17 protein-coding genes are annotated in these 23134 nt (G+C 65.2%); 13 read left to right on the top strand and 4 right to left on the bottom strand.

The genetic code is table 11. From position 1 onward, the window contains the following. The first annotated feature begins 64 nt into the window (after positions 1-64). Positions 65-2659 carry a M14 family zinc carboxypeptidase gene (locus tag ACM2ZB_RS12455; RefSeq protein WP_416055661.1) on the top strand — a complete coding sequence of 865 codons (2595 nt, stop codon included), beginning with the start codon at positions 65-67 and terminating at the stop codon, positions 2657-2659. Between the two features lie 526 nt (positions 2660-3185). Here the strand turns inward: ACM2ZB_RS12455 and ACM2ZB_RS12450 are convergent. Continuing rightward, a complete protein-coding gene (locus tag ACM2ZB_RS12450; RefSeq protein WP_416055660.1) occupies positions 3186-4607 on the bottom strand; it encodes a DEAD/DEAH box helicase in 1422 nt (473 codons plus the stop codon). Positions 4608-5283: 676 nt separating this feature from the next. On the opposite strand from ACM2ZB_RS12450, the gene ACM2ZB_RS12445 reads away from it, so the two are divergent. Both ACM2ZB_RS12445 and maiA read left to right on the top strand, forming a co-directional pair. After that, a complete protein-coding gene (locus ACM2ZB_RS12445; protein WP_416055659.1) occupies positions 5284-6273 on the top strand; it encodes a fumarylacetoacetate hydrolase family protein in 990 nt (329 codons plus the stop codon). 14 nt (positions 6274-6287) lie between these two features. Further along, entirely contained in the window at positions 6288-6956 is a 669-nt protein-coding gene (gene maiA, locus ACM2ZB_RS12440) for a maleylacetoacetate isomerase (protein WP_416055658.1), read from the top strand. Between the two features lie 40 nt (positions 6957-6996). Here the strand turns inward: maiA and ACM2ZB_RS12435 are convergent, their stop codons facing one another. Genes ACM2ZB_RS12435 through ACM2ZB_RS12425 form a run of 3 tightly spaced genes read right to left on the bottom strand, consistent with a single transcriptional unit; the run spans position 6997 to position 10917 of the window. Next, positions 6997-8463, bottom strand: coding sequence for a UdgX family uracil-DNA binding protein (locus tag ACM2ZB_RS12435; protein WP_416055657.1), 1467 nt, complete (start codon positions 8461-8463; stop codon positions 6997-6999). Further along, positions 8444-9727: a putative DNA modification/repair radical SAM protein gene (locus ACM2ZB_RS12430; RefSeq protein ID WP_416055656.1), complete on the bottom strand. Its 1284-nt coding sequence runs from the start codon at positions 9725-9727 to the stop codon at positions 8444-8446. The genes ACM2ZB_RS12435 and ACM2ZB_RS12430 overlap by 20 nt, the downstream gene beginning before the upstream one ends. A 59-nt stretch (positions 9728-9786) precedes the next feature. Then, positions 9787-10917 (bottom strand): PilT/PilU family type 4a pilus ATPase, encoded by a 1131-nt coding sequence (locus ACM2ZB_RS12425; RefSeq protein ID WP_313439047.1) that lies wholly within the window; start codon positions 10915-10917, stop codon positions 9787-9789. Between the two features lie 121 nt (positions 10918-11038). Here ACM2ZB_RS12425 and ACM2ZB_RS12420 point away from each other — a divergent pair, with 121 nt between their 5' ends. The 10 genes from ACM2ZB_RS12420 (at position 11039) to ACM2ZB_RS12375 (ending at position 23065) form a co-directional block, all read left to right on the top strand. Next, on the top strand, positions 11039-11404 hold the full coding sequence (locus tag ACM2ZB_RS12420) for a DUF4398 domain-containing protein (RefSeq protein WP_313439044.1): 366 nt from the start codon (positions 11039-11041) through the stop codon (positions 11402-11404). Beyond that, positions 11401-12285 carry a hypothetical protein gene (locus ACM2ZB_RS12415; protein ID WP_416055655.1) on the top strand — a complete coding sequence of 295 codons (885 nt, stop codon included), beginning with the start codon at positions 11401-11403 and terminating at the stop codon, positions 12283-12285. The genes ACM2ZB_RS12420 and ACM2ZB_RS12415 overlap by 4 nt, the downstream gene beginning before the upstream one ends. A 324-nt stretch (positions 12286-12609) precedes the next feature. After that, on the top strand, positions 12610-12846 hold the full coding sequence (locus ACM2ZB_RS12410; RefSeq protein ID WP_313439038.1) for a YdcH family protein: 237 nt from the start codon (positions 12610-12612) through the stop codon (positions 12844-12846). 436 nt (positions 12847-13282) lie between these two features. Next, entirely contained in the window at positions 13283-14653 is a 1371-nt protein-coding gene (locus ACM2ZB_RS12405; protein ID WP_416055654.1) for a pyridoxal-phosphate dependent enzyme, read from the top strand. 123 nt (positions 14654-14776) lie between these two features. After that, the gene (locus ACM2ZB_RS12400) at positions 14777-15961 is read left to right on the top strand and encodes a cystathionine gamma-synthase (protein ID WP_416055653.1); all 1185 of its coding nucleotides are present in this window, start codon (positions 14777-14779) and stop codon (positions 15959-15961) included. After that, entirely contained in the window at positions 15958-16740 is a 783-nt protein-coding gene (locus ACM2ZB_RS12395) for an ABC transporter permease (RefSeq protein ID WP_416055652.1), read from the top strand. Before ACM2ZB_RS12400 ends, ACM2ZB_RS12395 begins: the two co-directional genes overlap by 4 nt. Then, positions 16730-18148: an ABC transporter ATP-binding protein gene (locus ACM2ZB_RS12390; RefSeq protein WP_416055651.1), complete on the top strand. Its 1419-nt coding sequence runs from the start codon at positions 16730-16732 to the stop codon at positions 18146-18148. Before ACM2ZB_RS12395 ends, ACM2ZB_RS12390 begins: the two co-directional genes overlap by 11 nt. Then, positions 18145-19971, top strand: coding sequence for a class I SAM-dependent methyltransferase (locus tag ACM2ZB_RS12385; RefSeq protein ID WP_416055650.1), 1827 nt, complete (start codon positions 18145-18147; stop codon positions 19969-19971). The genes ACM2ZB_RS12390 and ACM2ZB_RS12385 overlap by 4 nt, the downstream gene beginning before the upstream one ends. Before the next feature lie 8 nt (positions 19972-19979). Beyond that, the gene (locus tag ACM2ZB_RS12380; protein ID WP_416055649.1) at positions 19980-22187 is read left to right on the top strand and encodes a hypothetical protein; all 2208 of its coding nucleotides are present in this window, start codon (positions 19980-19982) and stop codon (positions 22185-22187) included. A 146-nt stretch (positions 22188-22333) separates the two neighbouring features. Then, positions 22334-23065 carry a glycosyltransferase family 2 protein gene (locus ACM2ZB_RS12375; protein ID WP_416055648.1) on the top strand — a complete coding sequence of 244 codons (732 nt, stop codon included), beginning with the start codon at positions 22334-22336 and terminating at the stop codon, positions 23063-23065. Positions 23066-23134: the final 69 nt, after the last annotated feature.

Raw genomic sequence — 23134 nt, 5'->3', positions numbered from 1 at the left:
GCCGCGGCCGGCCACCGTGTGTGGCCGGCCGCGTTGCCGCAGTCCTGTTCCCCGGGGAGTCACCGTGTCCTTCCACCGCCGTGCCGTTCTTCCGCTGCTGGTTGCCGCCGCCACCGTTCTGTCTTCGCCGCTGCCGGCGCAGGCACAAAGCGCGTACTTCTTCCCACAGGCCACCGACGCTGCCGCGTTCGATGCCCGCATTCCCAGCCCCGAGCAGTTCCTGGGCTATCCCATCGGCAGCCGCTACACGCGGCATGACCAGCTGGTGGCGTACTTCCAGGAACTGGCCAAGCATTCGGACAAGATCCGCGTGCGGGACATCGGCCGCAGCTACGAAGGCCGCCCGCTGCTGATCGCCACTGTCACCGCCGCCGACAACCAGGCCCGCATCGAGCAGATCCGCCAGCAGCACGCCACCCTGGTCGATCCGGCACAGCCGCGCAGCGCCGCCGGTGACAGCCCGGTGGTGGTCTGGCTGGGCTACAGCGTGCACGGCAATGAAACCTCCAGCGGCGAAGCGGCGATGTTGACCGCCTACTATCTGGTGGCCAACCGCAGTGCCGAAACCCAGCAGTGGCTGCAGCAGTCGGTGGTGCTGTTCGACCCGGCGCAGAACCCGGATGGCCGTGACCGCGCCGCGAACTGGCACAACGCCTGGGCCTCCGATCCGGCCTCGGCCGATCCAGCCGACAAGGAACACGTCGAGCCGTTCCCGCAGGGCCGTACCAACCACTACTTCACCGATCTCAACCGCGACTGGCTGGCCCTGACCCAGCAGGATTCGCGGCCGAAGGTGGAGGTGTTCCACCAGTGGTACCCGAACGTGCAGATCGACTTCCACGAGATGGGCAAGGACAGCACGTACTACTTCGAGCCCTCGCCGAAGAGCATGCACAGCCCGCTCATTCCGGCGGCGTCGTACGAGTTCAACAAGACGCTGGCCAAGTACCACGCACAGTCGCTGGATGCGCTGGGCTCGCTGTACTACACCGGCGAGAACTTCGACAATTTCTCCCCGGTCTACGGCTCGACCTATCCGGACTTCCATGGCGCGGTGGGCGTCACCGTGGAACAGGCCAGCTCACGCGGCCGCGTGCAGGAATCGGTGAACGGCCTGCTGACCTTCCCCTTCACCATCCGCAACCAGGTGGCCACCGGTCTGGGCACGGTACGCGGCGCGGTGACCGAACGCAGTGGCCTGTTCGACCTGCAGAAGTCCTTCTTCCAGAGCGCGCTGAAGCAGGCCGCGCAGCAGCCGGTGAAGAGCTTCGTGTTCGGCGATGCGCATGATCCCGCGCTGACCCGCCGCCTGCTGGAACTGCTGCTGCTTCACCGCATCGAAGTACACGCCCTGGACCGCGCGGTAACAGTGGATGGGCAGAGCTTCCAAGCCGGCAGTGCCTATGTGGTGCCGGTGCAGCAAGCGCAGTTCCGCCTGGTGCACTCGATCTTCGCCGAGACCCCGCCGATCAAGGGCGATGTGTTCTACGGCAGCACCAGCTATGCCATCGCCCCGGCCTACGGCGTGAGCTTCGCCGGCAGCCGCGGCCGCATCGACGGTGGCGCGCGCGTGACCGGGCTGCCGCCAGTGCAGGGCGCAGTGCTCGGCGGCCAGGCTACCTTTGCCTATGCCATCGACTGGCGCGACTACAACGCCGGCCGCGCACTGGCCGTGCTGCAGGCCAAGGGTGTGAACGCGCGCGCCGCTTTCCAGCCCTTCACCACGGCGACTGCACAGGGCGAGGTCGGTTTCGCTGCCGGCAGCCTGGTCATTCCGGTGGCGGGTCAGCCGTTGCAGGGCGCTGCCCTGCTGGATGCAGTGAGCGCCGCCGCACGCGCCGCCGGCGTACAGGTCCATGTGCTGTCCAGCGGCCGCAGCCGCGAAGGCATCGACCTCGGCAGCGATGGCGTCAAGGCATTGCGCAAGCCTGCCGTTGCACTGGTGATGGGCGAGGGCGTGTCCGCCACCGAGATCGGCTCGGCCTGGTTCCTGCTGGACCAGCAACTGCACCTGCCGGCCAGCAAGCTGGATCCGCAGCAGCTGGGCAAGGTGTCGCTGGACCGTTACACCACGATCGTGTTGTCCGGCGGTACCTACACCGGCGTAGACGCCGCTGCCGTGGCCGCGCTGAAGCGCTGGGTGCAGGCCGGCGGTTCGCTGGTGACCTATGGCAGCGCCTCGAAGTGGGCGATCGAGCAGAAGCTGGCCGACGGCGAGACGCTGGGCAAGGAAGAAGATGCGGGCGAGGCGAGCCGTCGCGCCTTTGGCGACCAGCGTGACATCGCCGCCATTGAGCGGGTCAGCGGCAACATCCTCAGCGCCGACGTCGACAACACCCACCCGCTGGCATTCGGCGTGCCACGGCGGCAGCTGGCGATCAACAAGGAGAACACGGTGACGCTGCAGCCGAGTGCGAATCCGTTCTCCACCGTGGTGCGCATCGATGCCACGCCGCGGGTGAACGGGTATCTGTCCGAGCGCAACCGTGGGCGGGTGGCGGGCAGTGCGTGGCTGCTGGTGTCGGCGCAGGGGCAGGGCAATGTGGTGTTGTTTGCCGATGACCCGGCACATCGCAAGTACTGGCATGGGACCGATCGCCTGCTGATCAACGCGATTTTCTTCGGGAATCTGGTGAATCCGGCTAAGGCGCGGGGTTGAGGCTGTACGCGCCTTGTTGATTCTGGGGTGGGAGGCAGGGGGCCTCAGCCAGGACACGCCGTAAACCCATCCATGGGGGCTCGATGGCGCCATCCATGGCGCCAACGGTCCTGGCTGAGGCCCCCTGCCTCCCATGACAGTTTTCCGCGGGCGCGGACGCATCAAACCCAAGGCGGGAGCAAGGGCAAAAACAAAAGCAGAAGCAGCGGCTTCCGCTTTTGCTCTTGAATTTGAATTTGATCCTTCTTCCTCCGGCTACCCCGCGGGAGAAGGAAGGCGCTGGGAATGTCTGAAGCGCTTGGGAGCGGGGACGGCGCAAAACCGCAGGCGCCATGGATGGCGCCTACGAGCTTACATGGATGTATTTACAGCGTGTTTTGCGCCGTCCCCGCTCCCAAGCGCCCACGCGAAACCCACCGCAGGCTCTCAAACAACCCAGGTAGCCAGCACAAAAAAGGACGGCGCCTCAGCGCCGTCCCTCGATAGCCCCCCGCGCAGCGGGAAGCGCAACAATCGTCAGCCAGAATCAGCCGGCGCGACCGCCGCCGTTGCCGCCCTGGCCACGGCCACGGCCGCCGCCATTACCGCCACCACCACGACGCTGGCCCTGACCCGCGCCCGCACCGGCACGCTGCTGGCCATTGCCACCGCCCTCGCGGCGACCGCCGCCGGCCTTCTTCGGGCCTGCATGTGCGTGGCGCGGCGCATCACCGTGCGGACGACGTGCGTGGCTCTTGCGCGGTGCGCGCTCGCCGGTATCGTGCTCGGCCTTGCCCGGTGCACTGTTGCCCCAGCGGATCGGCGTCTGCAGCTCGAAGCCCGGCACATCGCGGATGTCCATGTCGCGGCCCAGCAGGCGCGTGATCGCGCGCAGCAGCTTCACTTCGTCCTGCGCGACCAGCGAAATCGCCTGGCCGGTGGCACCGTTGCGGCCGGTACGGCCAATGCGGTGCACGTAGTCCTCGGCCACCATCGGCAGGTCGAAGTTGATCACCTTCGGCAGCTCGTTGATGTCGATGCCGCGCGCGGCGATGTCGGTGGCCACCAGCACGGTCACCCGGCCGGCCTTGAAGTCACCCAGTGCACGCAGGCGCTGGCCCTGGCTCTTGTTGCCGTGGATCGCCGCGGTCTTGATGCCCGACTTTTCCAGGAACGTGGCCAGCTTGTCGCTGCCGTGCTTGGTGCGCGCGAAGACCAGGGTCTGCTCGCGGCTGTCCTGCGCCAGCAGGTGCAGCAGCAGGTCGCGCTTGCGGCCGCCATCGACCGGGTGCACGCGGTGGGTGATGGTCTCGGCCACGGTGTTCTTCGGCGTCACCTGGATCTGTTCCGGGTTGCGCATGAACTCCAGCGCCAGCTGGCGGATGTTGTCCTCGAAGGTGGCCGAGAACAGCAGGGTCTGGCGGTTCTGCTTCGGCAGCTTGGCCAGGATGCGCTTGATCGACGGCAGGAAGCCCATGTCGAGCATGCGGTCGGCTTCGTCCAGGACCAGCAGTTCAATGCCGGACAGGTCGATGCTGCGGCGTTCCAGGTGGTCGATCAGGCGGCCCGGGCAGGCGACCAGCAGGTCGACGCCACGGCGCAGGATGTCCAGCTGGTTGCCCATGCCGACGCCGCCGTAGATGCAGGCGCTGGGGATGCGCAGGTACTTGCTGTAGCCGCGCAGGCTGTCATGCACCTGGGTGGCCAGTTCGCGGGTCGGGGCCAGGATCAGCGCGCGCGGCTTGCGCGGGCCGGTGCGCACTTCCTGCGAGGCGGTGCCCAGATGCTGCAGCAGCGGCAGGCCGAAGGCAGCGGTCTTGCCGGTACCGGTCTGTGCACCGGCCAGCAGGTCGCGACCGGCCAGCGCCAGCGGGATCGCCTGCTGCTGGATCGGGGTCGGGTTTTCGTAGCCCTGCTCGGCGAGCGCGCGCAGCAGGAAGGGCGCAAGGCCCAGGGATTCAAAAGACATTGAGATTGCTCCAAGTACAAGAAACGCCTGTCCGAACGGACAGACGGGGGCAGATCAAACTGATCGGCTGACTCGGAGCGTTCCCGTGAACCGCGCTGCGAGAATTGGGTGCAGCCGGCACGGAGCGCAGGCTGGAATGCGTGACGAACGGCGTCGGAGTGGGGGCGGGCGAAGAGGGCGGACCCAGGTCGCCGGCGATCCCGGAGGGAAACGGACGGCCGCTGCAGACCCTGCAAGTCTAAACGATCTTCAAGACTTCACGCAAAAACCCCTGTTCAGGTAAGGGGGGGTAGCTGCAGGGCTTGCAGCCCTGCACCCGCAGAAGCCACGTCCACGGCCGGAGCAACGGCAAAAGCTGGTTTCCTGAGGGATGGCGGGGTGGGTCCGGTTGAGGGGGACGCCGTAAACCCCCCTCCGGGGTCCGGCCCAGCCGCCAGCGGCTGGGCCGGACTGGGGGTTTACGGCGTGTCCTGCAAGCCCACACCGCCCCGCCCAATCAGCAGAAAACCAGAGCCGCTTTGGCTTTTGACTTTGATCTGGCTCGTAGCAGGTGCAGGGCGCAGCCCTGCCGAACCCCCACTACGGTAGGGTGGAGCGGATGCCGCGCTGCAGCTTGGCTAAATCGCACATTTGATTACACTTGAAACTTGTTTGCCCACGACTCCGGACACCCACCATGAAGCTTGGTTCTTTGAAGGAAGGCGGCCGCGACGGCACCCTCATCGTCGTCTCGCGTGACCTGCGCCACGGCGTCCGCGCCACCGGCATCGCCGCCACCCTGCAGCAGGCCCTGGAAGACTGGAGCCACATCTCCCCGCGCCTGAACGCGCTCTACGAATCGCTCAACGCCGGCGACGCCGATGGCGTGTTCGACCTGGACCCGCAGGCCCTGGCCGCGCCGATGCCGCGTGCCTATGAATTCGTCGATGGCAGCGCCTACCTGCCGCACGTCGAGCGCGTGCGCCGTGCCCGTGGCGCCGAGGTGCCGGAAAGCTTCTATACCGATCCGCTGATGTACCAGGCCACCAGCGCCGGCTTCCATGGCCCGCGCGATGCGGTCAAGGTGGTCAGCGAGGAGTACGGCATCGACCTGGAAGCCGAGATCGTGGTCATCACCGATGACGTGCCGATGGCCGCCACCCCGGAACAGGCCGCTGGCCACATCCAGCTGGTCGGCCTGGTCAACGACGTCTCGCTGCGCAACCTGATCCCCGGCGAACTGGCCAAGGGCTTCGGTTTCCTGCAGTCCAAGCCGCGCTCGGCGCTGTCGCCGGTGTTCGTCACCCCCGATGAGCTGGGCACTGCCTGGCAGGACAGCAAGGTGCACCTGCCGCTGCTGACCCACATCAACGGCAAATGGTTCGGTGCGCCGGAAGCGGGCGTGGACATGCAGTTCAACTTCGCCCAGCTGGTCGCGCATGCGGCCAAGACCCGCCCGCTGGGGGCCGGCACCATCGTCGGCTCGGGCACCATCGCCAACGAAGACACCAGCAAGGGCGCCTCCTGCTTCGCCGAACAGCGCGTGGTGGAAACGCTGCGCGACGGCAAGCCGAGCACGCCGTTCATGTCCTTCGGCGACGTGGTGCGCATCGAGATGCTGGACGCGGCCGGCAACAGCATCTTCGGTGCGATCGAGCAGCGCATCGAACAGGCGGCCAAGCCCTGAGCATGGAGGCGGTGATGGACATCCTGGTCGACGACGGCCTCGTGCTGTACACCTACTGGCGATCCAGCGCCGCCTACCGCGTGCGAATCGGCCTGGAGCTGAAAGGCCTGGCCTGGGAGGGCCGGCCGGTACACCTGGTGCGCGAGGGCGGCGAGCAGCATGCCGACGCCTATGCCGCGCTCAACCCGCAGCAGCTGGTGCCCACCCTGCTGCATGACGGGCATACGTTCACCCAGTCGCTGGCGATCCTCGAATACCTCGATGAGCGCTACCCGCAGGTGCCGCTGCTGCCGGCCGATGCGGTCGGCCGCGCGCGGGTGCGGGCACTGGCCCAGCTGGTGGCCTGCGACATCCACCCGATCAACAACCTGCGGGTGATGCAGTACCTCGAGCGCCGACTGGAAGCACCGGCCGACGCGCGCACGCAGTGGACCCTGCACTGGATGGCTGACGGCTTCGCGGCGATGGAAGCGATGCTCGCGGGCAGCGCGGATACCGGCATGTTCTGCCACGGCGACCGCCCCGGCCTGGCCGACATCTGCCTGATGCCGCAGCTGTACAACGCCCACCGCTTCGGTCTGGACCTTTCCCCGTATCCAACCCTGCGCCGCATCGAAGCGGCCTGCCAGGCGCTGGAGGCCTTCGACCGCGCCCGCCCGGACAACCAGCCCGACGCAGGCTGATTGGCCGCTGCGCTCGCCGGGCACGGTCCGGCGTTACCGGTCATTGTCCGGCGGATGCTGCATCGTCCGCCTGCAGCTGGCGCAGATCATCGCGGAACAACCGGTAGGCCTCCTCGCGGCGTGCATCGTCACCCTGCCGCAGCACCCACGCCGGGTGCACGGTGGCGTAGCCGCGGGTGCCATCGTCCAGGGTGTGCCAGCGGCCGCGATCACGGGCGAGCTTGAAGCCGCTGCCAAAGACCGATGCGGCTGCCGTCGCGCCCAGGCAGACGATGACCTGGGGGCGCAGCCGCGCGATCTCGCCCAGCAACCATGGTTGGCAGGCGTGCACATGGCGGCTTTCCGGCCGTTTGTGCAGGCGCACCTTGCCGCGCCGCTCGTGGTGGAAGTGCTTCACCGCATTGGTCAGGTACAGCGCGCCCCGGTCGATGCCCAGTTCCTGCAGTGCGCGGTCCAGCAGCTTGCCGGCAGGGCCGGCGAAAGGATGGCCGCTGAGATCCTCGACGTCGCCTGGCTGTTCGCCGACGACCATGATCCGGGCATCGGCCGGGCCTTCACCGAACACCACCTGGGTGGCCGGTTCCCATAGTGGGCACTGGCGGCAGGCGAGGGCCTGCTGACGCAGCGCCTGCAGACTGTTCCCGTCGCCTGTCGGCATGGGTGCCAGCGCGCGCGCCGGGATCTTCCGCTGGGGCGCCTGGGCGGGGCGATCATGCATGTCCTGCACGCGCTCGGCCGCATCGCGCACCAGGCCCGGCAGCAGCTGCGCTTCGGGCAGGTGGCGCCAGTATCGTGCGGGCATCTCCTGCAGCATCATGCGGGTGTTCAGCCGCGCCGGGTTGAAGATGTTGGCGTAGTAGGTCTGCCACAGCGACTCCTGCGCATCCTCGGCCGGGGCGTCTTCGCGGCGCGCGCCCGGGCCGAAGGCCAGCGCCTGGCCATCCCACTGCACGCTGCGGTCGGGGCTGAGGATGGCCCAGCGCATGCCGGCGAAGCGGCGGGCGAAGAAGGGCGCGACGCGGTCGACGATGTAGTGGTCCGGCTCGAACCAGGCGATGAAGGCGTCGGCCTGGCCCGGCACCTCGCGGAAGCGCACGAAGGCCTTCATCTTGTGCGAGTCGCGGCGCACGGCCTGGGCCAGTGCCATCGCCCGCAGCACATCGGCATCGGCCGGATTGGACAGCACGCTGCGCTCACCATGGGTGATGCGCCACAGCAGGCGATACAGCAGCGGCATGCGTTGCGCATCGCGATGGCACAGGCAGGTGGCGGCCAGTTCCAGGAAATCGCGGGGCACGTTCGGCACGCTGGCACCGTCCAGCACGGGTGCTGTGGCGACTGCGGGTGCGTCCAGCAGCGAGGCGTCGCTGCCCTGCAGCCAGTCCAGCTGCTCCGGCGCCACGCCGCGCAGCAGGGCGTCGCGTGCGCCATCGCGCCAGGCGTCCAGCGACCACGGCGGGTCCACCCGCAGCGACCAGCGCTGCGCGTCAGGCTGCGGGCGGGGCATCGAACAGCGATCCCTGGCGGGGCGGCGGGGCCAGTTGCGCGCGCAGCGCGGCGGGGTCGTCCAGCGCCTTGCGCGGGTGATGGTCGGCCAGCAGCACGAACGGCAGCAGCTTGCTCATCGGCGCCTTCAGCCGGGCCACGTCGGCCACCCGCAGGCGGCCGTGCCGGCGCGCCATCAGCACCCGCTTCACATTGCGCACGCCCAGCCCGGGCACGCGCAGCAGCAGCTCCTTCGGCGCACGGTTCAGGTCCACCGGGAAGCGCTCGGGGTGGCGGATCGCCCAGGCCATCTTCGGGTCGATATCCAGGTCGAGCATGCCGTCCTGGGTGGTGTCGGTGATCTCTTCCACGCCGTAGCCATAGAAGCGCAGCAGCCAGTCGGCCTGGTACAGGCGGTGCTCGCGCTGCAGCGGCGGGGGCTGCAGGGGAAGCTTCCGGCTGGCATCGGGAATGGGGCTGAAGGCAGAGTAGTAGACCCGGCGCATGCGGTAGTTGCCGTACAGGGCATCGGCGCTGGCCAGGATCTGCCGGTCGTTGGCGCCGTCGGCACCGACGATCATCTGCGTGCTCTGCCCGGCCGGGGCAAAGCGGGGCGGGCGAGGGCGTGCGCTGCGGCTGACTGCCGGCGCCACCGCCGCCGGCGCCCTGCGGGCCTCCTTGGCCTCCTCGATGCGCCAGCGCAGCTCACCCATCGCGCCGCGGATGGACTGCACGGTCTTTTCCGGCGCCAGTGCGCTCAGCCCGGCCTCGGTGGGCAGTTCCACGTTGATCGACAGGCGGTCGGCATAGCGCCCGGCACTGGCCAGCAGTTCCGGCGAGGCTTCGGGGATGGTCTTGAGGTGGATGTAACCGGCGTAGCGGTGTTCCTCGCGCAGCCGCCGCGCCACTTCCACCATCTGTTCCATGGTGTAGTCGGCATTGCGGATGATGCCGCTGGAAAGGAACAGGCCTTCGATGTAATTGCGCTTGTAGAAATCCAGGGTGAGCGCCACCACCTCGTCCACGCTGAAGCGGGCGCGCGGCACGTTGCTGGACACGCGGTTGACGCAGTACGCGCAGTCGTAGACGCAGAAATTGGTCAGCAGGATCTTCAGCAGCGAAACACAGCGGCCATCGGGCGTGTAGCTGTGGCAGATGCCCATGCCCTCGGTACTGCCGATGCCGCCGCTGGCGCGCGAATCGCGCTTGCCCGCGCCGCTGGAGGCGCAGGAGGCGTCGTACTTGGCGGCGTCGGCCAGGATGGCCAGCTTGCGGATGGTTTCCATTGAGGAAACCTACGGACAGGCGGTCTCATTGGATGAGACCGCCCCTGAACCCTTCAGGATCAGAACCCGTGGGTGATGCTGGGCTGGGTGGCCGAGGAGAAATCCGCGTACGGATCGTGCTCGCCACTGCTGCCTTCGGACAGGCGGAACTTCAGGGCCAGGCCATCTCGCGAGTCGGCGGCGCGCAGCGCTTCCTCCTGGTCGATCACCCCGTTCTTGGCCAGGCGGAACAGGCACTGGTCGAAGCTTTCCATGCCTTCTTCCAGCGAGGCCTCCATCGCGGCCTTGATCTCGTGCACCTGGCCGCGACGCAGCAGGTCGCGGATCATCGGGGTGTTGATCAGCACCTCGGTGGCCGGCAGGCGACGGCCCTCCTTGTTCTTCACCAGACGCTGGCTGATCACCGCACGCAGGTTCAGCGCCAGGTTCATCAGCACGTTCTTGTGCGCGCTTTCCGGGAAGAAGTTGAGGATGCGCTCGATGGTCTGGTCGGCGTTGTTGGAGTGCAGGGTGGCCAGGCACAGGTGGCCGGTCTCGGCGAAGGCGATGGCTGCCTCCATCGTCTCGGCATCCAGGATCTCGCCGATCAGGATCACGTCCGGCGCCTCACGCATCGCATTCTTCAGCGCGTTGTGGAAGGCATGGGTGTCCAGGCCGACCTCGCGCTGGTTGACGATCGACATCTTGTGCTTGTGCAGGTACTCGATCGGGTCCTCGATGGTGAGGATGTGACCGGTGGTGGTGCTGTTGCGGTGGTCGATCATCGACGCCAGCGAGGTGGACTTGCCCGAGCCGGTGGACCCCACCACCAGCACCAGCCCACGCGGGGTCATGATGACGTCCTTCAGCACCTGCGGCAGGTTCAGCTCTTCGATGCTGGGAATCCGGCTGCGGATGGCACGGATGACCATGCCGACTTCGCCCCGCTGCTTGAACACGTTGACGCGGAAGCGCCCCGCGTCGGCCAGGGCGATGGCCATGTTCAGTTCCAGCTCGCGCTCGAACTGCGGCACCTGGCCCTCGTCCATCAGCGAGTAGGCGATTTTCTTGACCATGCCCGGCGGCAGGCCGGTATTGCCCAGCGGGTACAGCTTGCCCTCGATCTTGATGTACACCGGCGCACCGGTGGTCAAGAACATGTCCGAAGCGTTCTTTTCGGTCATCAGCTTCAGGAAGTAGCCGATATCCATTGCGAATTTTCCCCAACGAAACTGCCGGCGCCCGTTGCAAGCACGGTGTCGGCTTGACGACAATGGCCGTGAACCGACAACCGGTACGGCCTCCCCAATGAAACGACTTAGCTTCGCACGAATGCGCCACAGCCTGTATGTGATGGCGTTTGCATTCGCACTCTCTGCCCCCGTCTGGGCGCAGGATGGCGCGCTGGAACTGGCCCAGGCCCGCCAGGCGGTGGACAAGGCCACCCAGGCCGATGCCGACCAGTACGCCCCGGACCTGATCGGCCTGGCCCGGCAGGGCCTGGAGCAGGCCCAGCGCGCCGCCGGCGACCGCCGCGAGCGCAAGAACGCCCCGGCGCTGGCCCTGCGCGCCGCTGCCGATGCGGACCTGGCCCGTGCCCGCAGCGAGGAAGCCACCGCCACGGCCCAGCTGCAGCTGCGCCGCAACGAGGTGAACCAGCTGCAGCGCCAGCTGTCGACCGGGGAGGACCGCCGATGAAGTCGATTTCCGCGCTGACCCTGGCCTGCGCCCTGGCCCTGCCGGGCCTGGCCGTGGCTGCCGACAACCCGATGGTGGGCCAGTTGACCCAGCGTCTGATGGCGATCCAGGCCAACCCCGACACCGCCGAGCTGGCCGCATTCGAGCGCATGCAGGCCCAGCAGGCCATCGCCAGCCTGGACAAGGCCAAGCGCCGCGACCAGGAACTGGCCACCTACCTGGCCGAGCGCCGGGTCGAGATTGCCGAAACCAGCGTGCGTGCCGCCCTGGCCGCCCGTGAGGTCGACCGCCTGGAACGCACCCGCAGCGACCTGCTGATCGAAGCCAGCCGCCGCGACGCCGCCCGCGCCCGCCAGGAGGCCGAACAGCTGCGCATGCAGGCGCAGATGCAGGCCGAGGAGGCCGAGCGCCTGCGCCAGGCCGCCGAAGCCGAGACCCTGGCCCGCCAGGATGCCGAGAACGCCCTGACCAGCGTGGCCGGCAAGCAGCAGCAGCGTCTCAGCTCGGCCCAGCAGAACGCGGCCAAGCTGGCCCGCGAGGAAGCCGAGCTGGTGTCCGGACAGAAGCTGCCGGGGTCGAAGTTCGATGGCCGCGGCGAGGTCTTCACCCTGGGCGGCGATGCCTATGCCGCCGGTGCGGCCAGCCTGTCCGGTGGCGCCAAAAACCAGGCCAAGGCGCTGGCCGAGTACCTGAACATCGGCAAGAAGGGCCGGGTCCGCATCGAGGCCTATGACAGCGCCAACGGCGTCGGCCAGAAGCGCGCCGAAGCCCTGCGTGATGCCCTGGTGTCGGCCGGTGTCGCGAGCAGCCGGATCCAGGTGGCGGGCAAGAAGGCCGCGTCCACCAAGGCCCGCTCGGTCGAGGTCATCATCGCTCCGTAATTGCTTGATATTGTTTGTTTTTCGTTGTGCTGAGCATTCAGCCTGAACCCCGCCCCGGCGGGGTTCGGTCTTTTTGTCGCGGGGGTCTTGTACCCCGCCCTGAGCAGGCGTAGGGTCAATCGTCCGGGACGCAATGCCGCGGACCGGACGATGGGAGGGCCGGGCCGATGCAAGCAGGGCGCGAACCACAGCAGACCGACGTGCGCAGGCCAGTGCCGCAGGTCGTTGTGGGCACCCATGTGGTCATCCACCGGCGCTCCTCCATGAACAACGCCCCGTGCCTTGCGGCCGGGGCGTTCGTGTATCTGTCGAAGGAGGTCCATCATGTTTGAAGATCAGCCCCAGAGCGAGATCGACGCCCGTCGCGCGCGTGATCCGGAGTTCCGGGCACTCCATGACCAGCACCGGAAATTGAACAAGAAGTGCATGGACGCGGAGCTGGGTGTACTCCCGATCGATGATGTCACCCTGGGCCGCATGAAGCGCGAGAAGCTGCTGGCCAAGCAACGCCTCATGCGTATGTACGAAACACCGCTCCCAACGACGTCCCCCACGCACTGACGCACCTGCCCACGCCCGGAACGGCGTGAGCCGGCCACCGAAGGCCCCGGCCAGCGCGCCAGCCCTGGCCACGCGGCAACGCCGGTAACGGCGGCCGCGCCAAGGCACCACAGGCAGTGGTGCCTTGGCCCGCAGGCAACTGCAGGCAGTCATCTGAATTCCTGCCCGTCCACCGATGCGGGCGGTACCGGTCTCCTCGTCGATCCGGGGCCGTCCGCATCCCCTGGGGGGCGTCAGCCGAGCGTGGGCTCGGCTCTACAGAAGCCCAGCCGAGCGTGGGCTCGGCTCTACAGAAGCCCAGCCGAGCGTGGGCTCGGCTCTACAGAAGGCCCGGCCGAGCGTGGGCGCGGTTCCATGGACGCGGCTCCTGACTTTCGCGGCCATCCGTCGGATAATCATCTGTCCGGCCCAGTGCGGCGCGAAGCGAAGTTTCCGAATGCCCATCCATTCTTCCGTCCTCGAACTCATCGGCCAGACCCCGATCGTCAAGGCCCAGCGCCTGGATACCGGTGTCTGCGAGCTCTACCTGAAGCTCGAAAGCGCCAACCCGGGCGGATCGATCAAGGATCGCATCGGCCTGTCGATGATCGAGGCAGCGGAAAAGCGCGGCGATCTGAAGCCCGGCGCCACCCTGGTTGAAGGCACCGCCGGCAACACCGGCCTGGGCCTGGCCCTGGTCGCGCAGCAGAAAGGCTACAAGCTGATCCTGGTCGTGCCCGACAAGATGAGCCGCGAGAAGATCTTCAACCTGAAGGCGATGGGTGCCGAAGTGCGCCTGACCCGTTCGGACGTGGCCAAGGGCCACCCGGAGTACTATCAGGACCTGGCCAAGACCATCGCCGACCAGACCCCGGGTGCGTACTTCATCAACCAGTTCGGCAACCCGGACAACCCGGCGGCGCATGAGTTCGGCACCGGCCCGGAGATCCTCGAGCAGATGGGCGGCGATCTGGACGCCATCGTGTTCGGCTGCGGCAGCTCGGGCACCATGACCGGCCTGTCGCGCGCCTTCGCCAAGCTGTCGCCGAAGACCGAGCTGGTGCTGGCCGATCCGGTCGGCTCGATCCTGGCCGAGTACATCAACGACGGCAACCTGAACGACAAGTCGGGCAGCTGGCTGGTGGAAGGCATCGGCGAGGACTTCCTGCCATCGATTTCGGACTTCAGCCGGGTCAAGAAGGCCTACGCCATCACCGACGCCGAGAGCTTCCATACCGCCCGCGAGCTGCTGGGCAAGGAAGGCATCCTGGGCGGTTCGTCCACCGGTACCCTGCTGGCCGCCGGCCTGAAGTACTGCCGCGAACAGACCACGCCGAAGAAGGTGCTGGTGCTGGTGCCCGATACCGGCAACAAGTACCTGTCCAAGATGTACAACGACTACTGGATGCTGGACAACGGCTTCCTGGAGCGCCCGCAGCATGGCGATCTGCGCGACCTGATCCTGCGTCCGTATGGCCAGCGCGACACCGTCGTGATTGGCCCGAACGACCTGCTGACCACCGCCTACCAGCGCATGAAGCTGTACGACGTGTCGCAGCTGCCGGTGATGGACGGCGACCAGCTGGTCGGCATCGTCGATGAAAGCGACGTGCTGCTGCATGTCTATGGCGACGAAACCCGCTTCCGCGATCCGGTGGCCACGGCCATGGTCAGCAAGCTGGACCGCCTGGACGTGAAATCGCCGATCGAGGCGCTGCTGCCGGTGTTCGACCGCGGCCAGGTGGCCATCGTGATGGACGGCGGCACCTTCCTTGGCCTGATCACCCGCATCGACCTGCTGAACTATCTGCGCCGTCGCGTGCAGTAAGCCGCAGATCGCTGCCGATCCCTGCTGAATCCAGGTTTATCCGCGTCAAAGGCCGTTAAGGCGCCGCTGATAGACTCCCGCTCCTTTGACGGCGCCGTTCGTCGGCGCCATTCAGGAAACCACATGTCCAACCCCTCCTCACCCGACCGCGCGCTGGCCCTGGCCACGCTGGCCATCCATGGCGGCCAGTCGCCCGACCCGAGCACCGGCGCCGTGATGCCGCCGATCTACGCGACCTCGACCTATGCGCAGTCCAGCCCGGGCGAGCACCAGGGGTTCGAGTACTCGCGCACGCACAACCCGACCCGCTTCGCCTATGAGCGTTGCGTGGCGTCGCTGGAAGGCGGCACCCGTGGCTTTGCGTTCGCATCGGGCATGGCCGCCAGCTCCACCGTGATCGAACTGCTGGACGCCGGCAGCCACGTGGTGGCGATGGACGACATCTACGGTGGCAGCTTCCGCCTGTTCGAGCGCGTGCGCCGCCGCACCGCCGGGCTGGATTTCAGCTTCGTCGACCTGACCGATCTGGCTGCGTTCGAGGCCGCCATCACGCCGAAGACGAAGATGGTGTGGATCGAGACCCCGACCAACCCGATGCTGAAGATCGTGGACATCGCCGCGGTGGCCACCATCGCCAAGCGCCATGGCCTGATCGTGGTGGTGGACAACACCTTCGCTTCGCCGATGCTGCAGCGCCCGCTGCTTCTGGGGGCCGATCTGGTCCTGCACTCGGCCACCAAGTACCTCAACGGCCATTCGGACATGGTGGGGGGCGTGGTGGTCGTAGGCGATGACGCTCCGCTGGCCGAGCAGATGGCCTTCCTGCAGAACTCGGTGGGTGGCGTGCAGGGCCCGTTCGACAGCTTCCTGGCCCTGCGTGGCCTGAAGACCCTGCCGCTGCGCATGAAGGCGCACTGCGCCAATGCACTGGCCCTGGCCAAGTGGCTGGAAACGCACCCGGCGGTGGAAAAGGTGATCTACCCGGGGTTGCCTTCGCATCCGCAGCATGAACTGGCCACCCGCCAGATGAAGGGCCCTGGTGGCATCGTCTCGATCGTGCTGAAGGGCGGTTTCGAGGCGGCCAAGCGTTTCTGCGAAACGACCGAGCTGTTCACCCTGGCCGAGTCGCTGGGCGGAGTGGAAAGCCTGGTCAACCACCCGGCGGTGATGACCCATGCCTCGATCCCGGTGGCACGACGCGAGCAGCTGGGCATCAGCGATGCGCTGGTGCGGCTGAGCGTGGGTGTGGAGGAGCTGGGGGATCTGCAGGTGGATCTGGAAAGGGCATTGGAGGCCGCTGAGGCATGATGGGGCAGCGCGTCGAGTTGATGCTCAGCCTGACTGGGCGCGACATCAAGAAGAAGTACAAGGATTCGCTGCTGGGTGCGCTGTGGGGCGTGCTGGTGCCGCTGATCATGCTGGCCATCTACACGATCATCTTTTCGACCATCTTCAATGCCAAGTGGAAGGGCATTGAGACCAATACCAAAGTCGATTACGCAGTTCTGCTCTTTATCGGGCTGATCGTTTACAACTTCTTCGCTGAATCGTTGACTCGCGCGCCCAGCGCGGTGCTCAGTAATCCGAATCTCGTCAAGAAGGTGGTGTTCCCGCTTGAGGTGCTGCCGCCAGTGGTGGTGCTCTCTTCGTTGTACAACGCCGGTGTCGCGTGTGTGGCATTGGTCGGGTTTCTGATCTTCAGCAGCTTTGGCCTGCATTGGCAGATCGTGTTGTTGCCGATTCTGATCCTGCCGATGCTGGCGTTGACGATGGGCGTCACATATCTGTTCGCATCCCTTGGCGTCTTCTTCCGCGATGTTGACCAGATTGCAGGGTTGTTGGCCCGGGTGCTTCAGTATCTGACGCCGGTGCTGTATCCCTCGATCATCTTTCCGGAATACATCGGCAAGTGGATGCGCCTTAGTCCGCTGGCGATTTACGTCGAGCAGACCCGAGCGTTGATCGTTACAGGAGCTTTGCCCCATTGGGGGCTGTACAGCTGGGCAGTAGGCTGGTCACTGGCCACCTTCTTCTTTGGCTACTGGTGGTTCCAGCGCACCCGGAGGGCTTTTGCCGATGTCGTCTGAAGATCTGGTCATCGATATCGAGAATGTCAGCAAGGTATTCAACATTTTCGAGAAACCATCTGATCGTCTGCTGCAGATGCTATTGCCGCGCCTTGGACGAGTGGTCCCGGGGGCTGGCACCTGGTCTTCGCGGCAACGTGGGCGGGAGTTCTGGGCGCTGCGCGACGTCAGCTTGAAGGTCAAGCGCGGTGATGCCGTTGGCATCATCGGCCGCAACGGGTCGGGCAAGTCGACTCTGCTGCAGATCATTGCCGGCACGTTGGCCCCCACCACCGGAAAAGCTCAGGTGAATGGCCGCATTGCAGCGCTGCTGGAGTTGGGCAGTGGTTTCAATCCCGATTTCACCGGGCGCGAGAACGTTGTTCTCAACGGCATGATTCTAGGCTTGACCGAGCGCGAGGTACTGCAGCGTTTCGACGCCATTGCCGCCTTCGCTGACATTGGTGACTTCATCGACCAGCCGGTGCGCACCTACTCAAGCGGCATGATGCTGCGCTTGGCCTTCGCGGTGCAGACTCAGGTCGAGCCGGATATCTTGATCGTGGACGAGGCATTGGCGGTCGGCGACGCGCTGTTCCAGAAGCGCTGCTTCCAGCAGATGGAAGCACTGCGCGCGAACGGCTGCACGCTGCTGCTTGTGTCGCACGACCAGGAATCGATCCGCACCCTGACTGACCACTCCATCCTGCTGCGCGACGGCACCGCGCGCGCGGCTGGCCCGTCTTCGGACGTGGTACTTGAGTATCGCAAACAGTTGCACGAGGACGAGCGTGACTATTACGCCTCGATCAGCGCCCAGCACCTGAAGCATGCGCAGAAGATCATCGAGGTACAGGCGGCGGTTGAAGGGTCGGTCGAGGAAGTCGAGCATGAGGGCTCGCCCATCTTGGGGGCTCGTAGCGACAAGTTGTCCTTCGGAGACTTCGACTGCGTGGTCGAACTGGTTCGGATACTCGACGCAGAAGGTGAGGAGTGCGCCTACTTCCTGCCTCGCGAACGGGTCGTGATCGAAGTCACCTCGCGCCCGACCCGTGACATGGACAAGCTCAACGTGAATATCCGGCTGCGTAACAAGGAAGGTGTCAAGCTTTACTCATGGGGTACGCTGAACCAAGACGTGCGCGAGTGGGCAGAAGAGGGCAGGGATCACGCTGGCGTGTGGGGTACCACGTTCCGGGCCGACCGGCCGTTCGTCGTAAGGTTTGAGTTCGACTGCGCGCTGGGCGTGAACTTCTACGAAGTCCAGGTTTCGGTATCGGAAGAGCTGGAGCGCTTTGGTGGTGCGCAGCGCATGCTGCACTGGCGGGATGAAGCTGCATTCTTCCAAGTGGGCATGCGCCAGAAGGAATACACCTTTGGTGGCGTCAGTGACCTTCGTATGCGCGCGGAAGTCTTTGAAGCCGAATGAATCAGGAAATCCGTGCAATGGATATGAACTCGATCGCCGCCCACTCCGCCCTCTCTCCTGCTGCCCTACGCGTGGCTGTAGCTCGCCTGCTGAGCTGGCTGCCCGAGGGGCCGGTGGCTTTGCTCGGAGATTCCGCTCCGGCAATGTTGCGTGCGCTGCGCCAATCGGGTGTGGCAATTCAAGGAGATGTCGCCGGTCGCCCGGCCGTGGCGACCGTCGTCATACTGGAGCGGGTCGATGCCGCACAGGCAGGTGACCGGCTCGCACCGCTGCTGGCCGAAGCCGAGGGACCGGTGTGCTTTGTCATTGCGGGTGAGGCGGCAGGCAGTGGAAGCCGTGCCACATGGGAAGCCGCTGTCATCAGAGGCGAATGGCGCAAGCATCCGCTCAATGAGCGGGTGGCCCCGTACGGTGAGCTGGACCGCGTGACCGGCTTGCTGATGATCGCCTTCGAACGCGTTCCCGAGCAGGCGTTGGCAGTGTATCCGCTCAGAGCGCTGGAGGAAGAGCGCGACCTGCATACCGACATGACGCGCGAGCCGGGTCGTCGTTCCGACGCGCACATGACGCGGTATGCCCAGGCAGCACGATTCATTCGGGCGGGCGATCGGGTCATCGATGTGGCCTGCGGTCTAGGCTACGGGTCTTATCAGTTGGCTCACAGCAGTCTCGCTGCTTCTTTCACGGGGCTGGATGCCAGCGAATATGCGGTGGATTATGCCAACCTCAATTTCGCTTCGGTGTCGCCGACCCCGATGAACTTCGTCGTTGGCGATGCCCAGAACCTGTCCGGGATGGATGACGGCTCTGCTGATTTTGCTGTTTCGGTCGAGACACTGGAGCACCTGCCTCAACCGGACCTGTTGCTGGCCGAGCTGCATCGCGTGCTGTCGCCGCAGGGACGCCTATATGCGAGCGTGCCCAACGACTGGTCCGACGAAACCGGTGAAGATCCCAACCCGTTCCATTTTCATGTGTATGACTGGCCGCGCCTGGTTGCGCAGTTCCAGCGGCATGGTTTTGTGATTGAGAAGGCGTGGCTGCAGGATGCAGGTGGCGGCCAGAAGCGCCACTTGTCGGCGCGCTCTATGCTGGAGATCGACCCCGCCGCAGGTCCAGCATGCGATGGTGAATGGTTGCTGGTGCTGGCGCGTAAAGCCGACGCGCCGCCGCGGGCCGAAGAAGATCCGCTTGCGCAGGCACGCGCGCTTCTCTCGGACGGGCGACGCTCGGATGTCCAGACGCATCTGGAAGCGCAGTTCAGTGCCACCGATCCGTTGCTACGTGCACGTGCGCATGCACTAGCCGCCATTGTTTCGACTGGTGAGGGCTCCATCGACGCTGCACGCGCTCATTGGCAGCACGTGCAGATCAACGCGCGCGAAGCGTTGCCCATGCTGCCCATCGAGGCCGATGCTGCTGGATTGCTGCATCTTGCTGGTTGTCAGCTCGCGGCCAACATCGATACGCGGCCTGCCGCGCTGAAGTTGCGCCTACAGGCGCATGCCACCGTCTTGGCTGAGATTCTCGGTGTCGCCCCGGTATTGCTGGATGATGTGGATGATCGAGCCGTGGTGTCTGGTCCGATTGAAGGTGCCGAGCAGATCAATATGGGAGCGCGTGACGTACGCCAGATGATCGAGGCAAAAGCGTGGCTGGATGGCAAGTTCCACGAGCACTTGCAGCGAATTGTCGAACTGGAACGCTACACCAGTGAGCTTGAAGCGGCTCGCCTATGGCTCGACGGCCAATATCATGCGTTGACCGCTGAGGTGCAGCGCCTCAGCACGACGACTATGCCGCCTCCGAACAGCGGTGCGTGATATCAGAGATGACCGACCCGTCTCCGTCCACTACTGCGATCCCGCTGTTGACCCCGATGCTTGCGGCTGAGCTGGCAGATTACTGTCTTCGTGCGTCCGGGCCCTGCCGCGTACAGCTCATTGGTGAAGCGTTGGCGCATTTGCGTGCGCCGCTGTTGGCAGCCGGGTGTGAGCTGACCCGAGCTGAAACGATCACCTCTGGCGATGTGGCGGCGGAGATGGTCATTGCTTGGGTCCACAGCAGCGAGGATTGCAGCCGCCTCCTGCCTCCGTACGCCGTCATAGTGGTCCTTGTAGCACCGGTCGGCGCCGCGCAGGAGGCCGAGATGTGGGGCGCACAGGCGGCCGGTCTCGGCTGGCAGCAGCACGCTGCGGCATTCGCCTTGCCGCGCGCACCGAACGACATAACTGTCCGGGTCTTCGCTCGCTCGGGGGTGAGCGTGACCGATCCATCTTCGATGATGCGCGCCAGTTACTACGGTCTGGCGGCGGCACTGGTGCGTCCTGGGGATGCTGTGCTGGCCATGGATCTGGCAGAGGGGGATATGTGGCGCATCCTTCTGCAGCAGTCGCGCTGCGGCTGGCTGGGGGTGGCTGACGACAAGCCTCATGCAGCAGGCGAGGTGGGTGTCGAGTGGCTCGGTATCCAGTGTCAGCCGGCGCCCAGGACCATCGACATGGTGGTAACCCAGCTCAGTCCTGACGGCACGGATTGGTCGCAGAAGGTCCAATCTGCGAATGCGTCTCTGGTCCGCAGTGGCCGTTTCGTAGTAACTGTACCGCTACAGTCAGGGCTGGATGAGCTCCAGCACGACCTGCGCGCACTGCTGGAGCAATCAGGACTGGTTGTTGACCGTGCATGGTGGCAGTGTCTGACGCGTGCTCCGGGTCCTGAGCAGTTCGTCGAAGTGTCGCGCGACACCGCTGGCCGGCTCAATATCGCTTCCGATGGCACCCGTGCGGCAGACGCCCTGGTGTTGATGGCCGTAAAGCTGGATGGTCCAGGGATTGCGCGGGATCCGTCGCTGAAGGCGCCCAACATCATCGCCTTCCAGCGCGACTATCTTGATGCCAGTGTAGTACGCCTGATTGTGGCGGTCGGTCTGCGGCTGGAATCGGCAGCGCTGCGGCGAACGATAGCGCGCAAGGTGATGCATGAGACTCCGGTAGATTCTGCCGATTACGGTGCAGCGGTCTGCGTGCTCCTTTATGACTCGGTGGCACTGGAGGGCAATGGTCGGGCCGAGCTCCTCGCTGCCGCTCGCCAATACATCGACTCAGCTGCCGCCAACCCGACTGTACTACGGTGGCAGGTGTCGCTGGCTTTCGCTGCCGCAGCCTTGCATCAATCCGACGGTGATCTTCATCAGGCAGCCGAGTTGTACGCGAAGGTTCTCGCCTTCGACGTCCTGAAGTTCAGCCCGCTGCTGGGTACAAAAACCACCGCCGCCGCAGTGCGGCTCGGTTGGATACATTTCGCCCGGGGCGCCCATTCTACAGCCCGGCAGGCTTGGGCGCGCGGTCTGAACGAAGCGCGGCGTCTAGCGTCACAGCCGGATTGGTCTGCCGTTGTTGGCGATTGGGATGCACCAGAGGTCTTCGCCATGCCCGAATTCTCTGCTGTCATGGACGAGGCAGGCTGTCTGGCATCCGCATTGCGACTGACCGCCGAAACACCGCTTCGCCCCGGCGTGGCATGGCAGTGGAGCAATCGCTCCTTGGGTCGGCAGTTGTTGGAAGCGCGCGCTGAGCTACACCGCGGGCATCTTTGGCAGAGCAAGTTGCAGGAGGCAAAGGACTGGCTGGATGGACAGTACCATGAGCTGAGCGAAGAGCTTTCCCGTCGTGAACAGGCGGTCGCGACGCTGACTGTCGAGATCGAAGGGGCACAAGCCGCTTTCCGGTTGGCGCATAGGCATGCCGTTGTCGAGAAGTCGGCCCTCACTCAACAGATGAATACCCTGCAGTCTGAGTACGATCGACTATCTAGCGAGCACCAGCAATTGCTGAATAATAACCAGCAGTTGATTGGCGCGGCCCGACAGCTCAGCGCAGCTGCCGACGCCGTTATGTCCGGTGCATCGCGTAGTCAGCTTCCGGTGGAGGCTATGGCGGAGGAAATGTCCCAGCTAGCGAATGCTTTCAATCGTCTACCGTTCAAACCATTGGTTCGTGCAGCGCTACGCACTCTTGCCGCGCTGCTTGGGAGAACGTGACACGATGGTTGCCAGAATGACCCCCGTCATCGCTCCAGGCTGCGAAAGCGAATTCGGCGTGCACAGCATCGCGCAGCTAGTTGTCAGCTGTTTCGCGCGGATTACCCAGAGTCAGCTGCTTGGGTGCTTAGTAGGAAGCTGCTCCCATGAAATATGATTTGAGTGTTGTAATAACCTTCCACCGCGAAGGAATACTCGCGCATGCGTCTCTGAGAAGCTATATGCACGCTAGGGAGCTCGCCGTCCGGGCGGGCATCGCTACCGAGATGGTGCTGGTGCTGGACAGTACTGATTCCGAAACCGTGAACATCATTCGAGCTCACCCGGATCTGCAAGGTAATGAGGCCATTCTGGAGGTTTCGTTGGGAGATGCTGCGCTAGCAAGGAACGCAGGGATTTCTCATGCCCATGGAACCTTCGTGTGCACGCTTGACGGTGACGACCTGATCAGCCGAGATTACCTCGTGAGGCACGTAGAGTTTGCGAGGGCGTCGAATGAGCGAGTCATTCTTCATTCCGAGATTGTTGTCAGCTTCGGTGCCAATAACATTTTCAGCTGGCAGGTTGATCAGGGCGTCATGCCATTCTCGAAAGACATGCTGCTTTCCGTCAACCCTTGGGTAAGTGCGGTGTTTGCACGTCGCGAAGTGTTCGCTGAAATTCCCTATGTGGCGTGTTTCCCGCGGCAGACTGGCTTCGGATACGAAGACTGGCACTGGAGCTGTGCAACTGTCGCTGCGGGGCTCGAGCATAGAGTTGTACCTGAAACGGCTTACTTCTACAGGCTCAAGGAATTCGGTTCCGTAAACTCAGTGAGTAATTCCATAGGGGTGGTGATGCCCCCAAGCGATCTTTTTGGATTCGGAGGGCTGCGATGATAAGGCGTTTTTTCGCGCTTGCCCGACGGGTAAGCGTTCGTCGACTGATCCGCGACCCACGTTCCGAAT

This window comes from Stenotrophomonas maltophilia (assembly GCF_047782825.1).
Lineage (GTDB): Bacteria > Pseudomonadota > Gammaproteobacteria > Xanthomonadales > Xanthomonadaceae > Stenotrophomonas.
Note: the sequence above shows the minus strand (reverse complement) of the source record. Positions and strands in the feature narration are given on the sequence as shown.